Source organism: Streptococcus sp. 27098_8_75, from assembly GCF_041432475.1.
GTDB lineage: Bacteria > Bacillota > Bacilli > Lactobacillales > Streptococcaceae > Streptococcus > Streptococcus gordonii.
Genome location: NZ_JAPVZR010000003.1, coordinates 166,641 through 185,825, shown reverse-complemented (window position 1 = coordinate 185,825; position 19,185 = coordinate 166,641). Strand labels below are relative to the sequence as shown.

17 protein-coding genes and 2 pseudogenes are annotated in these 19,185 nt (G+C 41.6%); all 19 read right to left on the bottom strand.

From position 1 onward, the window contains the following. Positions 1 to 27: 27 nt before the first annotated feature. Positions 28 to 3,372, bottom strand: a complete 3,345-nt coding sequence (locus O3640_RS06335) for a pneumococcal-type histidine triad protein (protein WP_227221351.1) — start codon at positions 3,370 to 3,372, stop codon at positions 28 to 30. A gap of 8 nt (positions 3,373 to 3,380) precedes the next feature. Further along, the gene (locus tag O3640_RS06330) at positions 3,381 to 4,313 is read right to left on the bottom strand and encodes a metal ABC transporter solute-binding protein, Zn/Mn family (protein ID WP_227221352.1); all 933 of its coding nucleotides are present in this window, start codon (positions 4,311 to 4,313) and stop codon (positions 3,381 to 3,383) included. A gap of 315 nt (positions 4,314 to 4,628) precedes the next feature. Next, positions 4,629 to 5,360: a tRNA (guanosine(37)-N1)-methyltransferase TrmD gene (trmD, locus tag O3640_RS06325; protein WP_061582924.1), complete on the bottom strand. Its 732-nt coding sequence runs from the start codon at positions 5,358 to 5,360 to the stop codon at positions 4,629 to 4,631. Further along, on the bottom strand, positions 5,350 to 5,868 hold the full coding sequence (gene rimM, locus O3640_RS06320) for a ribosome maturation factor RimM (protein ID WP_223349937.1): 519 nt from the start codon (positions 5,866 to 5,868) through the stop codon (positions 5,350 to 5,352). The genes trmD and rimM overlap by 11 nt, the downstream gene beginning before the upstream one ends. Before the next feature lie 94 nt (positions 5,869 to 5,962). Further along, positions 5,963 to 6,324 (bottom strand): annotated as a pseudogene (locus tag O3640_RS06315) (TIGR02328 family protein). Between the two features lie 75 nt (positions 6,325 to 6,399). Then, complete coding sequence (locus O3640_RS06310; RefSeq protein WP_223349936.1) at positions 6,400 to 6,954, bottom strand: GNAT family N-acetyltransferase; 555 nt, start codon at positions 6,952 to 6,954, stop codon at positions 6,400 to 6,402. 165 nt (positions 6,955 to 7,119) lie between these two features. Then, complete coding sequence (locus O3640_RS06305; protein WP_223349935.1) at positions 7,120 to 7,785, bottom strand: TrkA family potassium uptake protein; 666 nt, start codon at positions 7,783 to 7,785, stop codon at positions 7,120 to 7,122. A 10-nt stretch (positions 7,786 to 7,795) separates the two neighbouring features. Next, the gene (locus O3640_RS06300; protein WP_227221353.1) at positions 7,796 to 9,145 is read right to left on the bottom strand and encodes a TrkH family potassium uptake protein; all 1,350 of its coding nucleotides are present in this window, start codon (positions 9,143 to 9,145) and stop codon (positions 7,796 to 7,798) included. Further along, on the bottom strand, positions 9,142 to 9,693 hold the full coding sequence (locus O3640_RS06295) for a putative immunity protein (RefSeq protein ID WP_125367183.1): 552 nt from the start codon (positions 9,691 to 9,693) through the stop codon (positions 9,142 to 9,144). The genes O3640_RS06300 and O3640_RS06295 overlap by 4 nt, the downstream gene beginning before the upstream one ends. A gap of 176 nt (positions 9,694 to 9,869) precedes the next feature. Then, positions 9,870 to 10,109 carry a KH domain-containing protein gene (locus tag O3640_RS06290; RefSeq protein ID WP_008809259.1) on the bottom strand — a complete coding sequence of 80 codons (240 nt, stop codon included), beginning with the start codon at positions 10,107 to 10,109 and terminating at the stop codon, positions 9,870 to 9,872. Positions 10,110 to 10,124: 15 nt separating this feature from the next. Further along, positions 10,125 to 10,400: a 30S ribosomal protein S16 gene (gene rpsP / locus O3640_RS06285; protein ID WP_227221354.1), complete on the bottom strand. Its 276-nt coding sequence runs from the start codon at positions 10,398 to 10,400 to the stop codon at positions 10,125 to 10,127. Positions 10,401 to 10,520: 120 nt separating this feature from the next. Next, a pseudogene (locus O3640_RS06280) lies at positions 10,521 to 11,169 on the bottom strand (hypothetical protein). A 107-nt stretch (positions 11,170 to 11,276) separates the two neighbouring features. Continuing rightward, positions 11,277 to 12,233, bottom strand: coding sequence for a CPBP family intramembrane glutamic endopeptidase (locus O3640_RS06275; RefSeq protein WP_143877613.1), 957 nt, complete (start codon positions 12,231 to 12,233; stop codon positions 11,277 to 11,279). A gap of 23 nt (positions 12,234 to 12,256) precedes the next feature. Further along, on the bottom strand, positions 12,257 to 12,877 hold the full coding sequence (locus tag O3640_RS06270; protein WP_143877614.1) for a TIGR01906 family membrane protein: 621 nt from the start codon (positions 12,875 to 12,877) through the stop codon (positions 12,257 to 12,259). Continuing rightward, positions 12,870 to 13,640 (bottom strand): TIGR01457 family HAD-type hydrolase, encoded by a 771-nt coding sequence (locus tag O3640_RS06265; protein ID WP_143877615.1) that lies wholly within the window; start codon positions 13,638 to 13,640, stop codon positions 12,870 to 12,872. The genes O3640_RS06270 and O3640_RS06265 overlap by 8 nt, the downstream gene beginning before the upstream one ends. Positions 13,641 to 13,651: 11 nt before the next feature. Beyond that, positions 13,652 to 14,392, bottom strand: coding sequence for an acyl-[acyl-carrier-protein] thioesterase (locus tag O3640_RS06260; RefSeq protein WP_143877616.1), 741 nt, complete (start codon positions 14,390 to 14,392; stop codon positions 13,652 to 13,654). 3 nt (positions 14,393 to 14,395) lie between these two features. Beyond that, on the bottom strand, positions 14,396 to 15,526 hold the full coding sequence (hemW, locus tag O3640_RS06255) for a radical SAM family heme chaperone HemW (protein ID WP_227221356.1): 1,131 nt from the start codon (positions 15,524 to 15,526) through the stop codon (positions 14,396 to 14,398). A gap of 136 nt (positions 15,527 to 15,662) precedes the next feature. Continuing rightward, positions 15,663 to 17,408 carry an ABC transporter ATP-binding protein gene (locus O3640_RS06250; RefSeq protein ID WP_293905671.1) on the bottom strand — a complete coding sequence of 582 codons (1,746 nt, stop codon included), beginning with the start codon at positions 17,406 to 17,408 and terminating at the stop codon, positions 15,663 to 15,665. After that, on the bottom strand, positions 17,401 to 19,167 hold the full coding sequence (locus O3640_RS06245) for an ABC transporter ATP-binding protein (protein ID WP_268709879.1): 1,767 nt from the start codon (positions 19,165 to 19,167) through the stop codon (positions 17,401 to 17,403). Before O3640_RS06245 ends, O3640_RS06250 begins: the two co-directional genes overlap by 8 nt. Positions 19,168 to 19,185 lie beyond the last annotated feature (18 nt).

Below are 19,185 nucleotides of genomic sequence, written 5' to 3'. Positions count from 1 at the left end.
ATCTTCTCAGAATAAACCTTTTCTTTATTAGTTGCTTACTTCATTTGTCGTGGATGCCTGTTCAGAAGACTGAGCTGGCTCTTCTTGAGTAGCCTCGCTTCCTTGTTCCTTTGGCTCTAAAGCAGGACTAGCTGCTTCTGTTGTACTAGAACTTTCGCTTGATGAACCAGCAGAATCTTTAAGTTCACTAGATGTCTGATTGGATGAACTATCAGTTGGAGTTTCAGTAGGCTTTACAGTTTCAGATTCTTTTTCTTCTGATTTAGCTGTATCAGAAACTGGTTTTTCTACCTTCCCTTGATTTTGAAGCCCTTCAATAAACGATTGAACTTCGGCAAGCAACTCTTCTTTATTGACTTTGCTATCTGCAAGCTTATCAAATAAAGTATCTACTTTAGTAAATAATTCATCTGATGCATTTTGCTCTTCAAGTAGCTTATGGGCCGCCATCAGTAAAGCATAAATTTTCTTATACAGTTCTTGATCTTTTGGATTCGTTTCTTCTTGCTGATTTTTAATAGTATCAACCATTTGAGACAAGAGTAACTTAAGCTCTTCCAAGATGGTCTCCCGATCTTTACGTCCTTCTTTAAGATCAGCTTGAAGAGCCAATAATTGATTCTTGTAGTTTTCTTGACTAGTAGAATCTTTAACCTTATCTAAAAGTGTTTGTCCTTGCAGGAAGAGTGCTTGGAAGGTTGCATCAGGAATTTCTACTTTTGGCTGTGGCGCAAATTCACCATAAAGTTCTTTTAAGAAACCGTAAATGGCTGTTTTGTAGTTCTGATCATCCGTTTTTTCGGTATCTAGAATAGTTTTATCTTTAGCCTGACTTGCCTCTCCACTCGCAAGAGCCTTATCAACTTCTAGTTTGGTTTGATAGAGATCCAAGAATAAAGCTTTCAAATCCACAGCCTCTATAAAGGCTTGCGACTTATAAAGTTTCATAGCTAAATCAGCAACTTTTTTACGTAGTTCCGGTTGCAGACGAGCATCATCTACAGCAAGGTAGAAGGTCTTAAGATATTCGACAGAGGTCATACCTGTCCGGTCTTGATAATCTTGAAGACTTGTCAGAAGCTGATCAATTTCTTTCATCTTATCTTCATTTTTTGCAACCTTTGCCATTTGCAAGTCGCTTAGTAAGGAAGCTTTATTAACATTGTAGCTATCTGTTTCCAAGCGTTTGATCTTATCAACCAATTCCTGATACTTCTTATCTACTTCTGTCAGTTGCTCAGTCTGGGCATTTTTATCCACATGGATATAATGCTTATCAAACTGCTCTAAACTTGCTAAATAACCAGCCGTTGAGTTGCTCGGTAACTGCTTCATGGTTTCTACAAAATTCCCTAAAGCAAGCTCAATTCGACGTTGCATCAAGAGATCATTTGCGTAGATTGTTCGACTAGCAGCTAGCAGTGAGTCTACTTTCTCTAAAACTGCCTTTTCACTATAAGCTCCGGCCTGATATGCTGATTGTAAAGCAGGCAATTTATTCTTCAAGCCTAAGTTAACCCCTTTAGATTGAACTCGTATGTAATGATTGTGATCTCCATGAGGAATGACAAACTGACCGTTTTCGACTTGAATGCTGTATGGTGACAAACCTGAACGAAGAGCCGTTGTGTAGAGTTCGTTTAAGAAGTCTAACTCAGGATTTCCAGTTTCTAAAGGAATACGGACATGTTCTTTTCTAACAGCATATGGATGGATATGGGTTGGATCATAAGCCTGATCTGGATTATTAAAGACGAAGAAACCTTTGGAAATCTTAATGGCTTCACGAGGAACTCCATATGTTTTAGAGATATAGGCCATCTTTTCTTCATCGCTCGCATCACGAGAAAAACGATCATAATCAGATTTCTCTTGACTTGCTTGCGCTGAATGTTGTTGCTTCATCAACTGTGCTTCAGCCGCTGCAATTTGGTCTGCTGTCAAATCCTTTTTAAAGAAGTAGTGAGCATGACCACCATGTTGAACAACGTATCCTTCCTCATCTTTTGAGATGACATTTTCAGCGTGGAAACCGTGGTCATCTTTTTCAACTGGTTTTGTTGGTTCACTAGGCTTAGAAGGCTGAGTAGGTGTATTTACTGCTGTCTTAGGGTAAGTCTTTTGACCAGCTATTGGAATATTTCTTGCAATCTCTTCTTCTAGAGATGACAAGCTACTATATGGAATAAAGTGATAATGGTTCCCGTGAGGAATAGCCACTCCCTCAGCTGTCCTATGGGCAATTTTTGCAGGATCAAAAATCAGGCCATCTTTTTCAGCATAACGTTTTTCTTTAGGCATGCTGTAAAGCTTCTGCAATTCGTCCTGATAGTTTTTGCTAACCTCAGTTCCTTGATCGCTCGGTTTAGTGACTAATCCTACTCCTCCAGTTTGATTTGGCTTGGAAGGCTGACTTGGAACAGGAGCTGGATCGTGATTTGCTTGATGATTAGAATTTGCTATATGGCCAGTGTTCTGGTCTTGAGAAGGATTGTTTGCAAGATTCGAATTTTCTTCTCCAGATGGTTTATCAGTCGAAGAAGCCTGTTGATTTCTGCCTTGCAAATAGTTCCAATAAGCTTGAGCAGCAGCTAATTCACCAGCTGATAAGTCTCCCTTTGGAATATAATGAATGTGACCAGCATGAGGAACCAAATAGCCATCACCCGTGTCCGAAATAATGTCAGAAGGACTAAAAACATAACCATCGTCCGTCGTATAAGCTCCCCCTCTATTCTGTGATGCAGTATTCACAGGTGAAGTACTTCTTTTCCCAGCAGCAAACGAAGCACTTGGGCGACTAAAGTCCTGCGTCTTTCTGGATTGATTTTGACTTGATTTACCATCCGTTTCGACTCCAGCTTCGTCTTCCTTACCAGGATGAAGCTGACGTTGTCGAGCAATTTCATCGACTGACCGAACATTAGTTGTTTCTTTAGCATTCGTCAAGTATAAATAATACTTCCCAGCTACTTTAATAATATAACCGTCTTTTACCTGATTGACAATATCAGCTTCTTGCAGCTGATAATTGGGATCACGCATAATCAATTCTTCACTAAGAATCGCATCAAATGGGACTTTCCCGTTATAGTAATGATAGTGATCACCGTGAGAAGTAACATAGCCCTCTGCAGTGATTTTAACGACAATCTGCTCTGCTGCAATACCTTCTTTAGCACTAACCTGGTCAGGTTTTAGGTTTTCAGCCTTTCTAGCTTTGCTATTTTGTTTACTATTTGCTTTTTTCTCTACATAAGCGACCTTATTTTTTGATTCTGTCTGTTCTGATTGATGTTGCATAATAGCATATCCACATATTGTTAGAGTCGCTAAGGCCGCAACTGAACCAATGATATATTTCTTTTTCATTCTAAACCTCAATTTTTTAATTCTTTAGCTAATATTTTAAAGTTATCTTCCAAATTCTCCAGATAGGACTTATCATTTTCAGGGTCGGCTTCCAAAGGATTTAATACCTTAAGATTGACACCTGTCGCCTTCTTTAGAGTTTCTGCCAATTTAGAAGAAGCATTGCTTTCTACAAAAATGGTCTTTACTTGATAAGTCTTAATAAAATCCTGAATTTCAGTTAATTGTCTTGAACTGGGCTCTTGGTCAGGAGAAATACCAGAAATCCCAAGCTGCTTCAAACCAAAACGCTTGGCCAGATAAGAAAAGGCTGTGTGTTGCGTAACAAAAGTCTTATTCTTAATTCCATTAAAAACTCCTTGATACTTCTTACTAAGTTCTTTAGCCTTTTCAGCAAACTTCAAGGCATTTTTCTCATATTTTGTAGCATTCTTACTGTCTAACTTAGATAAGTGTCGAGCAATTAATTGTGCCTCTTCAGCTACTTTGTCAGGATCTAACCAAGTATGAGGATCATAAAGAGTCTTTTCATCAATTCCCTTATCAGCAGAAACATCTTCTAGGCCAGCTACCTTTTCTAACTGCATACCTTCACTAGCTTCAACCACTTGAACCTTAGACTTTTCTAAGCTCGGGTCTAGACTACCCGCCCAAGATTCTAACGTTCTTGAGTGGTAAACAAAAATATCAGCGTCATAAATAGCTGCCACATCACTGGCAGATGGTTCGAATTCATGAATCCCAGAACTTGATTGGATCATTCGGACATCATTCAAGTCACCCGAAACTTCCTTCACCATAGAATAGATAGGATAAAAACTTGTCACAATTTTGAGCCCCTTATGACTCTGAGGTGGACTCGATTCCTTTTTTGTGCAAGCTACAAGTGAGATCCCTACTATCACAAGAGCTATTAAACGAAGTATTCTTTTAATTTTCATAAAACTCCTTAACCAGTTCAATAATTAGTCAAATGAATAGCTATTTCTAAAACACTAAAACATGTCTTAAAAACAGCTTTTTTCTTAACTGGTTTATTAACCAGTTAACATATTACGCTTTTTGGTCTATCCTGTCAAGTATTTTTTTCATAATTTTAAAGATATTTGTCTTTTCTAAGAAACCTTATGACAACAAAAAAGCCACCGATGGTGACTTTTGGGGAGATTATTATGAAAAAGATTAGGATACTATCAAATAAAATTAGGAGTTTTTATTTGATGGGTATAGTATAGAATAGGCATCTTAAACTATTCTTAAAGATTTTCTCTTTCTAAAGATTCTTTTATTTGATCCAAAAATGCTGTTTCTTCTTCTGTGAAATCATAATCTTCCAAGAGATCAGGCCGTCTTAGATAAGTCTTTTTCAGACTTTCATAGAGACGCCACTTGCGGATGTTTTCATGATGGCCGCTCATGAGGACTTCCGGAACGACCATACCCCGATATTCATAGGGCCGAGTGTACTGAGGATACTCCAAGAGCCCAGACGAAAAACTGTCATCTGTATGACTGGCTTCCTTGCCGATAACCTCTGGAATCAGGCGAACAGTAGCGTCAATCATGGTCATAGCCGCTAATTCTCCACCAGTAAGGACATAATCACCAAGTGAAATCTCGTCAGTCACTAAAGTCTTAATCCGCTCATCATAGCCTTCGTAATGGCCACAAATGAAGATGAGTTCCTCTTCCTTAGCCAGTTCCTCAGCATAGGCTTGGTCAAAAGTCCGACCAGCAGGATCTAGCAAAATCACACGCGGTTGCTTTTTTTCAATGGCATCATAGGCATCAAAAATAGGTTGGGCCCGTAGCAGCATACCCTGGCCTCCGCCGTATGGCTCGTCGTCTACATGCCGGGATTTTTCAGCCTTTTCTCGGAAATTGTGATAATTGATTTCTAAGAGGCCTTTTTCCCGAGCTTTACCGACGATAGAGTGTTCCAAGGGCGCAAACATCTCCGGAAAGAGAGTCAAAATATCAATTTTCATCGTCCAATCCTTCCGGTATCTCTACATCAACCCGACCTTGCTCAATGTCAATCCCCAGCACCACTGGCGGAATATAAGGCAGCAGCAAGTCGCGCTTGCCTTTACGCTTGACAACCCAGACATCATTGGCTCCTGGTTGCAGAATTTCCTTAATTGTACCAAGAAGAACATCATTTTCATAAACTTCAAGTCCGATGATTTCATGGTAGTAAAATTCTCCATCTTCTAAATCTGACAAATCCTCTTCAGCCACTTTCAGGCTAAAATCACGAAATTTCTCAATATCATTGATATGGTACATGCCCTTAAACTTGATAATATCAAAGTTTTTGACCTTGCGATGGCTAGCAATCTCCACATCCATGACAAATTGATCTTTCTTGTCAAATAGGGCAAGGGTATTGCCTTTTTTAAAACGCTCTTCTGCAAAATCTGTCACCGACAAAACCCGCATCTCCCCTTGCAAACCTTGGGTATTGACGATTTTACCAACATTAAAATAATTCATTTTTACTCCAGTTAATCTTTTTACTATTCGTTTTATTGTATCATTTTGCTGGCTTTTTCTCAAGGCAGGCAGCTGGCTCAGAAAGCGGAAAAGCTTATAAGTCAATGCCTTTTTCTTTGAGATTTTGCAGGCATTCCTCATAGTAAGCTGCGTCATGCTCGGGGTAAATAGGGCTCGCCACAGCCATTTCTTCCAGATGCACATAAGCTGGACAAGTCTTGCCACGATAGTCCCGCTCCAGCCATTCTGGAGACACACGATAACCTCGCTTGCTCATCTCCTCCATAATCAGCTCATGGTAGCGATAAAGCAAGTAAGAAGAGTGCGTAAAAACATAGTCAACGGTCGCATGTTTCTTGCCCCAGCCATTGCCACGAAGACGCAGCATTCCCGATGCTGACCAAGTAGTTGCGGACGGGGAAGCTTGGGAATCAGTGCTTGATGCCAGAGTCTCATTTTATCCTCCATTTAGTAAAAACAAAGCAATCTTTTATTGCTCAAAATCGCAATTGAGCTCCAGAGAATTTCCTTTTAATAATCGCTGAAACGTCTATGTTTGATTTCAAAGTCGAAATAATTCTCCTCCTGAATTCGGCGGAAAATGTCTCGGTAGGCTTCTTCATCAAAAGAATTCCCTCGATAAAGGATTTCAAAGCTAAGATCCTCATATTCCAGAAAGGCATTAGCTGAGCGGAAGCCTTTGCTGTGATAGAAATCCCAGCGAGCCTGACGCTGCGCAAGATTGTCACATGGCTCATCCAGACGCTCGATTTCTAAAATCATGGTTCGCTGATAAAAATTGACCAGTTTTTCGATGATTTCACCGCCATAGCCATGGCTGCGCAGGTGAGGCATAATCGCAAAGAAACTAACATAAAAGGCTTGCGAGTTGGAGATAGCAAAGGCAAAACCAACAAATTCCTTTTCATGATAAAAGGCGAAAAAATTAGCATCTTCCTGTTCCTCATATCGTAAAAATTCACTGAGCGGTATCCTTTCCTCTTCTGGGAAAGCTTCATTATTCAAGTCTTCTACCTTATCCAAATCCGGAAAATCTGCTGTAATGATCTGGCTGGTTAAGCTCATAAAATCACTCCTTTTCTAGTGATAGTATAACAAATTTTACAACTGGTTTCAAAAAAGAGCCCTGAAAGAGCTCTTATGTATTTATTTTTCTGAAATGATAGTAAGGTGCCGAATTACTAGAAAGTGCCAATAGGACTTTCCAGCGAAGAGGACCTATCCTAGCTACTACTTCACTATTTCACGTAAATCGTCCAAATGCTGGTTATCAGTCACAGCCATAATGCTGACTCCTGCTGGCCAGACAAAGTCTGGAGTAAACTGGCTTTCCAAAGGCTGATTTTTTGTCAGACGATAGCCGATAATATTAAGATGATACAATCTACGAGCATCTACTTCACGGACCGTTTTCCCAACCCAGCTAGCGGGCAGCTCAAACTCAGCCACAACTACATCGTCATCCAGCTGGAAGACCTCAATCGAATGGTTAAAGAGAATGGTCTTAGCCAATGAAATACCAGCCTCCACTTCAGGCAGGATAACCAAATCAGCTCCCACCTTTTCCAACACCTGCTGGGTCACTTCATCCTTGACCTTGGCAATGACATTTTTTACGCCCAATGCCTTGCAGTGCATGACCGCTAGGACGCTGGATTCCAGACTTTCTCCCGTCGCCACGACGACCGTATCACAGGAACCGACGTCTGCGGCCTCCAAAAGCTCCATATCAGTAATGTCCCCGATCACACCGACGGCAATCATGTCTTCATACTGATTGATTGTCTCTTCGTGATTATCAATTGCAATGATTTCTACATCCTGAGAAATCAAGGCCTCAATGATACTCTGTCCAAAAATCCCCAAGCCAAGGATTCCAACTGTTTGATTTGCCATTTCTTTTCTCCTATCCAATCATAATGTCCGCCTTGCTGTAGTGCAAGGTAGTCGCCTTCTTCGGTTGATAATGGTTAAGACTGACCATAAGAGTCAGCGGCCCCACTCGTCCAATAAACATCAGCAACATAATCACAACCATACCAGCTGTATTGAGGCTGGTAGTGATATTGGCTGTCACACCAACTGTAGCCAGTGCCGACACGGTCTCAAATATCAGGTAAATAAAGCGATGACTGCTATCGGTCACTAGCCCAAGAGCCAAAAGACCAAGCAGAAATGTCAGCTGAAAAATCACTGTCACACCAAAAGCCTTCTGCGCTAGCTGAGGAGCCAGCGTTCTCCGACCAAGATTGGTATGTGGCAAGCTCAAAATCTCCTTACGAGCGAAAAGCAAAAGAACTAAGAAGGTAGTAATTTTCAGACCGCCCGCTGTACCACCCGGAGCTCCTCCTAAAAACATCTGGAGCAGATAGATAAACAGGGTTACTGGACGAGCAGCCGTATAATCTATGGAAGCAAAGCCAGCTGTCCTCATGCTGACTGTCTGGAAAAAGCTGACCAGTAGCTTATCATCAAAGGTAAGATTGCCAATCGTTCCAGGATTATTGTACTCCGTCCAAAGACTCGTGACCGTCCCAAAGACGAGAAGACCAGCAGTTAGCAGCAAGACTACCTTAGTATGAAAGTGAAGCCCCTTCTGTTTTCCTCCCAATTTAGTCGCCAAGTCAAACCAGACCATAAAGCCAAGTCCTCCAGTAATAATGAGGAGAGCCAAGGTGATATTGACCAAAACATCTGTCTGCAAGCCTAGTAGGCTATCATTACCAAAATTATCAAAGCCCGCATTACAAAATGCAGAAACGGCTAAAAAGATAGAATTAAAAATCCCTTTTCTCAGACCAAACTTGGGAATGAAGCGAATCATGAGAAGAAGCGCACCCAGTCCTTCGATAGCAAAAGTCGTGATAAAAATCGAACGGACAAATTGACCTAAGGTACGATTGTTACCATAACTAAAACTATCCCGCAGAATACGGCGATCCTTGAGGCTGAGCTTTTTCCGACTTTCCATGGTGAAAAATCCGATAAAAGTCAGGATTCCCAAACCACCAATCTGAATCAGCAACATACAAAGGAGCTGTCCCCAGACATTGTATGTATCCACAACCGATTGAGTAAAAAGCCCTGTCACACAGACCATCGAGACAGCTGTAAAAAGATGATCCAGATAGCTCGCTTGGGAACTTGCCGTCTGCACCCAAGGCAGACTGAGTAGCAAGGAGCCACAGAATATCACCAGAAGAAAAGACAAGATAATCTTTTGCGCTGGTGACAAGCGTGAAAATAAATGCTTCATAAAGTTTCCTTTCCTGATCTAATAAAAGCAGAGGCCATCTCTATCTGTCTTTCTCTTTCCTTGACAGCCCGCTGCATATCATCTGGACTCTGCAAATTCCTGACTTTGATGGCATAATCCGCTGCGACAATAGCATGGCCCCGCATGTGGCCTGTTGCGACTCCTTGGGCAAAGACACGCGCAGCATATTTACCGATTTGTGATTGGGCTTGCTGCGACAGTTTGTTAGCCAAGAAACCAGCCTGCCTTAGTTCATAGACAGATGCCCTCCCATCAAGTCGAGCCTGAAAAACCTCTCTTACCTGAGTCAAAATCTTCTGCTTTTCAGACTCATCTTCCGCATCAATCAGAGCTATAAAGCTTGACGCCATTTTCATAGCCCATCGAGCCAGTTGCCCCTGAGGAAGTTCCTCCAAAACAAGCTCCAATTCCAATCTCTTCTCACTATCATCCAGAATTTTTAGCTTATAAGGGCTCGGTAAAATCACTTGATCATTCTCATAAGACTTGCGCTCATGAGCGTTCCAAGCATAATCTTCTGACTTCATATGTCCTCCGGTTTCGAATTTCTCTAAACTCGCCCCTGCATTTCGTTCCCATCTTAAATGAAGTACCTAGTTCTCGCAAAGCTCTAACTGCATCAATGGCCCTAAATTCAACTACGCCTAAAGGCTTGTTTCATTAATGGCCATAGAAAAAACGGGACACATAGCCCCGCTGCTTCTTATTTCTCATCAATGACGATGCGAACTTTTTTATCTTCGGTTGGGACAGAGTAGACAATCGTTCTTATGGCAGAGATAGTACGACCTTTACGACCGATAACACGTCCAACGTCAGTTTGATCAAGATCGAGATGATATTCCATAAACTCTGGAGTATCTTCGATTCGGATAGTTAAGGCATCTGGTTGTGAAATCAAAGGTTTCACTATTGCAATAATTAGATTTTCAATCGTGTCCATAATCAACCTACAATTCTATTTTTTAGAGTATTTTGAATCGTGGAATTTCTTCAATACACCTTCTTTTGAAAGGATGTTGCGAACTGTATCAGATGGTTGCGCACCATTTTCCAACCATGCAAGTACACGGTCTTCTTTCAAAGTTACTTGGTTTTCAGCAACAAGTGGGTTGTAAGTTCCAACTGTTTCAATGAAACGTCCGTCACGTGGTGAACGTGAATCTGCCACGTTGATACGGTAGTAAGGTTTCTTTTTAGAACCCATACGAGTCAAACGGATTTTAACTGCCATTTTTAAATTTCTCTTTTCTGTTTTATATTTTAGTAAATAACAAAGCTATTTACTGACAGAAATAATCTTACCATAGTTTTATGAAGGTGTCAAGAAAAAAACTTGACAGGATTGATTTTTTTACCGAGAAATTTCGCCATTCTTTTCGGATGTTTGAGTTAATAAGCCTGCTTGATCCATTTCACGAATCAATTGTTTAATTTCAGATTCTTTACCAGGTTTTACAGTGATCGTATCAATGTGCCTTATGGCTGAATTATCCTGGATATCAACCAAGGTCAAAGCCTTCTCATAATATTCAATCCCTTTTTTTAGTCTTTCCTGATTATTCCATTGTAGAATTGAGTAATTTATAGACTGATCTTTCCCAATCTCTTTAAAGTAGTCCAAACTTTTTTCTTCTAAAAACTGATATAAACCAGTATTTAATAAATTTTCCCCGACTTCAGCATATGAAATATCCTCTAGCTGTACAACATATACCTCAATTTGGTTGTTTGTTCGTTTGGGACTTTCTTTTAGTACAGGGTGACGCTGAATCATTTCTTCTGAAAAATGAACAGTAAATGTAAGTCCTCCACCTTCAATCTAGAGAAGTGAAAATTTTTTCGATTTTTGTATTTCCTTCCCTTATATCGCTAGGGGATGCCTTAAAAAGATTAAAAGTTAAGGGATTAAAAGTTGAAAAAAGTATCAAAAGTGAAATAGTTAGAAAAGCCGCAAAAGCAATCAAAATTGCTTTTAGGAGTACAGCTACTCTATCGTTCATTTTTCACTCCTTCGAATCTACTATGAAACTCCAACTCTTTCCTATGCAACAACTCAGACCATAAAATTGTCAGGACTTGGATTTTTCTAGAAGACCTTCTCATACTATTATAAAAATAGCATATATATTGCATTTCCAATCATGAAAATCGTAAAGAGCCAAAACCAGACAGACATAAAAGCTGAACGAAAGCTTCCGCTCTCAGGTTTATTTATTTCTATATAGACTGAAATCTCTTTTCGAAGACTGTAAAGGAAATAAAGGGCTAGACCACTTCCACCATAGAGTAAGATAACGTGCACAAGTCCAACTAAAACTCCCGGTAAGAAGCTATAAATCAATGCTAAACCATCTCCAAGGACAAGATTGTTGAAGATGTGAAGTCCAATGGCCCAAAATACTGAGTATTCTAGAGTGACGTAAGAGAAAATGAAACCAACAAAGGTAGCGAAAATGATCTGAGGTAAATTCCCGTGGAAAATTCCAAATAAAAGGGAAGAGAAACTGATGGCAAATACTTTTCCATATTTTTCGAAAGTCCTTAGTCCTGCAACCCGGAAAATCAACTCTTCTGATATGGGACCGACAATAGCACTGTATAAAAACATCGTCCAGGTTGTAGAATCTGCGGAAGCAGCCTCAACTGAAGACATTATTGAGAGACCAAAAATATTCAAAAAGTATTCAAAGAATTGACTAAACAAGTTAAAAAAAGTCTGGGCAAGTAAAAGCAAGCTAGTCAGAATAAGAAAAGCTTTTGGTGTCATTGCTCTTTTTTTATGTCTAAGATCAGTGCTAAAAAGTTGCTTCTTACGATATAACCAGAAAATCAAGAGGCCAACCGGTACAGCAAAAAGATACATTCCCCCATCATTTGCTAGAAATTGTGATGCTGCTTCCTTTGCAGCTCGTAAATTGTCCCCTCCATATTGATAAATAAAAATTAGCAGGGTCACAATTGAATAAACAGTTACTACTGCTGACATTGCTAAAGTATACAAGAGACACAACCCTGAAAATCGAGCAACATCCTTGCGAATTTCTTGATTCGTTTTACTTATCATAATTATTTCCTTAATTAAGTTAGTCATTTAAGCTTTCTGCTTAGAAAATACAAGGTCAAAAAAATTCCCTCATAAAGCAAAGCAAACAGAATAAAGGCGTGCATGAAAAATTCTTCTGGTAAAATCCAAATGACTGGATCCTTAGCCGGGTCAAACAACCAGGTGCTATCACCAACAAAAAGAACTTGATGAAAGAGAGTGAAAAAATTGTTAAAACCAATCAGAAAGGCCAGTCCAGCTAGAACAAGCGGCAAGATACTAATTAATAGAAAAGCCCGTCTGTAGAGACCTAAAAATCCCTTTTTAATCACTTCTTTGAAAAAGAAAATCAAAGCTGGCAGAGTAACTAGAAAAATAGCTTGCGCCAAGTGAAAGAGATACTTGACCGCCTGAAAATGATGCAGCCCAGCTGTAGACGAGCGAAAATCCGGCATCACCAGTTTCTGACTAAAAGGATTGGTCAGGTAATCCATCAAAATATTAAAATTATACTGGATGGTCTCAGCTTTCAAATAAACCTTATCCGGCAGGTTGAAATAAGAAATCTCCATCGGATATAAGAGCCAAGCCAGATAAATGGTCAGCAGGACAGCTGCTGCCAGCAAGCACAAGACGCTGGCTGAAATTCTTAACTTATCACGCATCGAAGTCCCACTCCGCTAAACTGGACAAGACATGCGTCGGTTGGATAGGAAGGTTTGGCACCTCTTCTGGCAGGGTAAAACCTGTTGTGACCAAGAGGGTCGGAATGCCATTGTCGATTCCCGCTCGAATATCTGTCAGATAGTTATCACCCACCATGACCACTTCTTCACGCGCCAGTCCTAGATGCTCTATGGCTTTTTCCATAATGATGGCATTAGGCTTGCCGATAAAGGTTGGCTCAACCCGAGTAGCGGCTTCCAAGAGGGCATTGATCGCGCCAGCTCCTGGCTGCAGTCCTCGCTCAGTCGGAATATTGAGATCAGGATTGGTTCCGATAAAGTGAGCACCCTTTTGAATGGCTAAAGTTGCTATTGTTAGCTTCTCATAGTCCACTTCCCAATCCAGACCCACTACCACATAGTCAGGATTTTCTGTATCTTCTATATAGCCAGCTTCTTCAATGGCATGTTTAAGTCCAACATCTCCGATAACATAGACTTTCTTGCCCAGATTTTTCTCCTGCATATAGTCAATGGTAGCTAAAGTAGCTGTGTAAATAGTCTCTAGTGGCGTCTCAATATTGAAATTTTCAGCCAGCATGGTCTGCACTGCTTCTGGCGTGCGTGTAGTATTATTGGTCACAAAAAGGTAGGGAATCTTGCGCTTCTGCAACTCATGTACAAAAGCTTCGCCAGCCGGAATTCGGCTCTTACCCTTATAAATGGTCCCGTCTAAATCAATCAAATATCCTTTATAAGTCATTTCTACTCTTCCTAACTTTCCTGATTAAACTCTTGCCAGGTAACCAAAGCCTGAGCATTCACTTCACCTTCACTGGAAATCTGGTGATTGCTCTGTAAACCTTCTAGGTCATAGCTAGAAGCAATCATACCGCCTGGACGAACTTCTTTGACATACTTGAGATGGATTTTCTTAGGAATATACTTCATGAGGAAATCTGCTCCCATGACCTCAAAAATCCAGTCCAGATACTTGCTATTATTGACATGGCCGTTCATATCTAAGTCGTAAAAGCGCACATGATAGTCCTTGCTGACAGGATTCTCCAAAGCTGGATACTTAGGACCGCGCAGTAATTTCTTGGAAAAATCAGACTGATAAGGAGCGACAATCTCAGGTTCAACTGCGTGAACCTTGCGGCTATCTCGATCCATAAGGACAAAGGTCGCCATCATCTGGATAATGGCCTCACCTGCTTCATCAAAAATCGTAAAGCGACGGTAGCAAAAGAGCCTATTGTAAGTCAAGGCTTCTGTCTCAATAGTGATTTCCTCTGCAAAGCTAGGCAAACGTGTCACATCGATATCGTAATCCGTGATAATCCAAACTAGGTTATACTGATCCAGCATATCCTTGTCACTAACGCCAAGCTCGATTGACTGCATCCCCGATACCTGCAAGGACAGCAAAATGACATCCGGTAGCTTGATATGGCCATTCATATCCGCCATATCGAAAGGAATTTTCATTTTCATTTGATAAGTTAAGCCCATGATTTACTCCAATATAAATTTCTCAGCAACCGTATCGCCCAAAAAGAGGCCTTGTTTGGTCATACGCACAATATTTCTGTCAGGCACTAGCAAGCCCTGGTCAGTCAGTTCAGCCACAATAGCTCCATACTGTTCTTCAAAGGATATGCCAAATTTTTCCTCGAAGCGTTTTTTTGAAACACCTGACTTCTTTCGCAAGCCCAGAAACATCTCTTCTTCCATCTTTTCTTTCAGCGTCAGCACTTCTTCCTGCACACGGGTATTGCCTGCTTCCACCGCCTGCAGATAATGACGAATGGGCCCGTGGTTTTTATAGCGAACACCATCGACATAGCCAGACGCTCCCGCTCCGATACCATAATACTCCGCATTGTCCCAGTACATGAGGTTGTGACGGCTCTCAAAGCCTAGCTTAGAAAAGTTAGAAATCTCATAATGCTCAAAACCCGCCTTTTCCAGCTCAGCTATAATGTATTCAAACATCTCTGCTTCCAAATCTTCCTTGGGTAGAGGCAACTTCCCCCGCCGCATCCGATTCATGAATACCGTATGATTTTCCAAAATCAAGCTGTACAGACTCATGTGAGGAATGTCCAGGGCAATAGCCTTGGCTACATTGGTTTTCACATCTTCCATAGTTTGCTTGGGCAAGGCATAAATCAAGTCAATTGAGATATTGTCAAAGCCCGCTTTTTTGAGATTGGCAATATTCTCATAGATGTCTTTTTCTAAGTGACTGCGGCCAATCTGCTTGAGCATGCGGTCGTTGAAAGTCTGTACGCCCAGAGAAACCCGATTGACAGGCGAGTCTTTGAGTACAGCAATCTTCTCCTGATCTAAGTCCCCAGGATTGGCTTCAATGGTCAGCTCCTCAAGATAAGACAAATCAAGCTTATCCGTCAGCTTTTCCAGTAAAAAAGCCAACTGAGGCGCCGATAGAGCGGTCGGAGTCCCTCCACCGATATAGAGGGTACGGAGCTTTTGGATATCGTACGAATGATACTCCTCAATCAAATGCTCCAGATAAGAATCTACAGGCTGGTTTTTGATAAAAACCTTGGAAAAATCGCAGTAATAACAAATCTGAGTACAAAAAGGAATGTGCACATAAGCAGAGGTTGGTTTGGTTTGCATAGTACTTATTATACCATATATTATAGACAGTTAAGGGAGAAAGTTATCTTATATTTTGCATTAGAAAAAGTAGCAAGCTATTTATTTGCTACTTTTCTAATTACGATGTGAATTTCCTGTTAGCTAAGATATTTCTTTAACTTTCCGTATCTATCCGCCAGCTGGCAGCTGTTTTTCTTTCTTGGATAAACTTACTGTAGATACCTTTTTTAGCTAGTAAATCTTGGTGTTTACCCTGCTCGACAATGTGGCCTTGATCCAGCACCAAAATCTGGTCTGCATGCTCAACCGTCTTGAGTCGGTGGGCAATCATGATAATGGTCTTATTGCGAGTCAAAGCCTGAATAGCCTGCATGAGGGCTTCTTCGTTTTCTGGGTCTACATTGGCTGTTGCTTCATCCAGAATGATAATAGGTGCATCCTTGATAATAGCCCGAGCAATGGAAATGCGCTGACGCTCACCTCCAGAAAGGCTGGCACCTCCTTCACCAATCTTGGTATCATAGCCATCAGGTAGTGAGAGGATAAAGTCATGACAGGCAGCTTTCTTGGCAGCCTCTATTACTTCTTCCTGACTAGCCTCCGGCTTGCCAAAACGAATGTTATTAGCAATGGTATCCTCAAAGAGATAGACGCTTTGGAAGACAAAGCTGAAATTACGAATCAGGCTGTCATAGCTATAATCTCTAACATCATGTCCGTCCAGACTGATACTTCCCTGGTCCACATCCCAGAAGCGGGCAATGAGGTTGCAGAGCGTTGTTTTGCCTGATCCAGAAGGTCCGACCAGGGCAGTTGTCGTTTTTTCAGGAATGATGAGGGAAACCTGATTGATAATCTTTTTATTTCCATAAGAGAAGCTAACGTCTCTCAGCTCAATCCGGCTGCTCTTAGGCTCAATATCCTGACCACTGATGTCCATCGGCTGGATAGCCAAAACTTGATTGACCATATCAACTGACAAATCAACAATGCGCAGGAGAGAAGAGAAAGATCCAACGCCGTCTAGATTTTCATAAATCATAAAACCACTGACAATCATCATAATGGTTACCAGCAGCTCCATACTGCCATTGAGATAAAAGTAGATAGAGAAAAGCCCCATAAAGAGACCGGTCAGCTTGGTCACCATGCCTTGGAGGGCAATGTAAGGTGAGGTCACGAGTGTCATTTTGGTATCTAGCTGACTCTTGCCTTCAATAGCCTTGGACAGCTTCTTGGCAGAACGGTTGACCAGATTGTAGTTCTTAACTTCAGCAATCCCTTGGCTGTACTCTAAAACAACGGCTACTAGGTTCATATCCGCCTGATACTTGTCATCAGAAACCTTGCCAACTTGCCAACGCATGAGGGTATTTGGCAGGAGAAAGAGGACGAGCCCCACCAAGAGAACCAGACCAACCCGCCAGTCATAGAGAAAGACTAAAACGGTGATGAGACCAGTCGTCAGAAAGCCCTGCACAGTCATCATAACCACTCGCGTAGCTACATCAGACAGTCCTTCCAGCGTATTGGTCGTAACACTGGTAATCTTGCCTAAGCTATTTTGATTAAAGTAACCCATGGGCAGATAGCGCATGTGCTCCGCAATTTCAATCCGCTTCTGAGCACAGGTATGATAGCCCGCTTCCGTCTGAAGCATGGTTATTTTCAGGGTAATCCAGACGTTTAGCACAGTGGATACCAACATGATACCCAGAGCCAGCCAGAAGGTCTGCATAGAGAGATTCTTCTCAATCAGTCCCATAAGGACTAAGCCAATTGCTGGAATACGTAGAGCGATAATAAAGGACTTGATGATACCCAGATAAATAGATTGATAAAATTTCTTACGATCTTCTGCCGTACAGAAATCAAAGAATTTCTTCAGTATATTAAGCATGAGTCAGCCCTCCTTCCATCTCACTATTATCCCTAGTAGCAATATGGGCTCGCCACATGGAAGCATAAAGCGGACTTGCTGTCAGCAATTCTTCATGTCGTCCTCTAGCTTCGATCCTGCCATCATTAACTAAAACTATCTGGTCTGCACTCATAATCGTAGACAATCGGTGGGCAATGACAATCAAGGTCCGTCCTTCAATCAGACGAGCTAGACTGGCCTGAATCCGTGCTTCATTTTCCGGATCTGTATAAGCAGTCGCTTCATCCAAAATAAGAATCGGCGCATCCTTAAGCATGGCACGAGCGATAGCAATCCGCTGACGCTCCCCACCAGATAGATGACCACCACCAGATCCGACCTGAGTCTCAAAGCCGTCTTCCAAGTTCATGATAAAGTCATAACAGCCACAGCGACGGGCGATTTCGATGACCTCTTCATCAGAAGCTGCTGGATTGCCCATCAGGATATTGTCCATAATAGTCTCATCAAAGAGATAGTTATCCTGGGTCACGTAAGCAATCTGCCGACTGTAATAGTCTAGTGGAAGCTGGCGAATGTCCAAGCCACCATAGGTAATCTGGCCAGAACTGACATCCCAGAAAGAAGCTAGAAGCTTGGCAATTGTAGACTTACCTGAGCCTGATGGCCCGATCAAAGCATTGATGCTACCAGCCTTAATATCTAGCGAAATGTCGTGCAGTACTTCCTCTTCATCTGTATAGCCAAAGCTGACAGCCGTCATGACCAAATCTCTTCCTTTTGGAAGTTCTCTCAGCTCCTGAGGCCTTTTCAAATCAGGCTTTTCCAGAATATCAATGACTTGACCAAAAATAGTGCCGATTTTCCGTAAATCATCCATGTAACTAGCCACTAAAATCAGTGGAGTCAGAAGACTGAGCGAAAGAATAATCATTAGAATGAAATTGACGGCAGTCAAACTGCCTTGCAGATAGAAATAACAGCCAGCCGGCAGCAAAAAGAGCAAGCCTGATGGCAGAAAAGCAGTCACAATGCCCATCTCTAGATTGAACTTGCGCATCCACTCAATAAAGCAATCTGCTCCTTCTCTAGCAGCCGTCACAAACTTATCATAAGAGAACTTTTCCTTGCCAAAGACCTTGATGACCTCAATCCCATTGATGTATTCCACCGCTGTATCATTGAGCTTTTTGGTCTTGACCAGAGTATTTTGATAGTCCGCTTCGCTATTGACAGCCATCCGTATATAGGCCAGCGCCACGATGGGAATAGTCAGGAGAGACAGCAAGGTCAGCCGCCAATCGATGACTAGCATGGCAATGAGAACAATAATAGGACCAAAAATCCCAGCGGTAAACTCTGGAATCAGGTGTGCCAAGGTCGTTTCGGTCGCATCCACCCGCTCAACGATAATGTTTTTATAACTGCCTGATGACTGACTGAGCACTGTACCCAGAGGCAGCCTAGCTAGCTTGTCTGTCAGGCGACGCCGCATTTCCGCTAGAATCTTAAAAGTAGCCGTATGTGACAGCATGGTGGAAATACCGTGAAATCCCCAGTAGCCAATCCAGGCCAGACCTGCCCACGCTGACTGCTGCAGGTAAAAATCCCAGTTTTTATTGCCAGCCAAGAGCTGATTAATCATTCCACCAATAAAGAAATAAGGCAGAAATCCTGAAATCACAGAGGCAAAGGCAAAGATCAGACTGAGCACAAAATATATCTTATGAAGGGAGACAAAGTCCCAGATCCAAGCAAGAACAGATTTTTTCTTCATAGAATTTCCTTCTTTCTA

Bases quoted from the DNA above. Each gene is read 5' to 3' on its own strand.
- O3640_RS06335 (WP_227221351.1), bottom strand. From the start codon at position 3,372: ATGAAAAAGAAATATATCATTGGTTCAGTTGCGGCCTTAGCGACTCTA.
- O3640_RS06330 (WP_227221352.1), bottom strand. From the start codon at position 4,313: ATGAAAATTAAAAGAATACTTCGTTTAATAGCTCTTGTGATAGTAGGG.
- trmD (WP_061582924.1), bottom strand. From the start codon at position 5,360: ATGAAAATTGATATTTTGACTCTCTTTCCGGAGATGTTTGCGCCCTTG.
- rimM (WP_223349937.1), bottom strand. From the start codon at position 5,868: ATGAATTATTTTAATGTTGGTAAAATCGTCAATACCCAAGGTTTGCAA.
- O3640_RS06310 (WP_223349936.1), bottom strand. From the start codon at position 6,954: ATGAGCTTAACCAGCCAGATCATTACAGCAGATTTTCCGGATTTGGAT.
- O3640_RS06305 (WP_223349935.1), bottom strand. From the start codon at position 7,785: ATGGCAAATCAAACAGTTGGAATCCTTGGCTTGGGGATTTTTGGACAG.
- O3640_RS06300 (WP_227221353.1), bottom strand. From the start codon at position 9,145: ATGAAGCATTTATTTTCACGCTTGTCACCAGCGCAAAAGATTATCTTG.
- O3640_RS06295 (WP_125367183.1), bottom strand. From the start codon at position 9,693: ATGAAGTCAGAAGATTATGCTTGGAACGCTCATGAGCGCAAGTCTTAT.
- O3640_RS06290 (WP_008809259.1), bottom strand. From the start codon at position 10,109: ATGGACACGATTGAAAATCTAATTATTGCAATAGTGAAACCTTTGATT.
- rpsP (WP_227221354.1), bottom strand. From the start codon at position 10,400: ATGGCAGTTAAAATCCGTTTGACTCGTATGGGTTCTAAAAAGAAACCT.
- O3640_RS06275 (WP_143877613.1), bottom strand. From the start codon at position 12,233: ATGATAAGTAAAACGAATCAAGAAATTCGCAAGGATGTTGCTCGATTT.
- O3640_RS06270 (WP_143877614.1), bottom strand. From the start codon at position 12,877: ATGCGTGATAAGTTAAGAATTTCAGCCAGCGTCTTGTGCTTGCTGGCA.
- O3640_RS06265 (WP_143877615.1), bottom strand. From the start codon at position 13,640: ATGACTTATAAAGGATATTTGATTGATTTAGACGGGACCATTTATAAG.
- O3640_RS06260 (WP_143877616.1), bottom strand. From the start codon at position 14,392: ATGGGCTTAACTTATCAAATGAAAATGAAAATTCCTTTCGATATGGCG.
- hemW (WP_227221356.1), bottom strand. From the start codon at position 15,526: ATGCAAACCAAACCAACCTCTGCTTATGTGCACATTCCTTTTTGTACT.
- O3640_RS06250 (WP_293905671.1), bottom strand. From the start codon at position 17,408: ATGCTTAATATACTGAAGAAATTCTTTGATTTCTGTACGGCAGAAGAT.
- O3640_RS06245 (WP_268709879.1), bottom strand. From the start codon at position 19,167: ATGAAGAAAAAATCTGTTCTTGCTTGGATCTGGGACTTTGTCTCCCTT.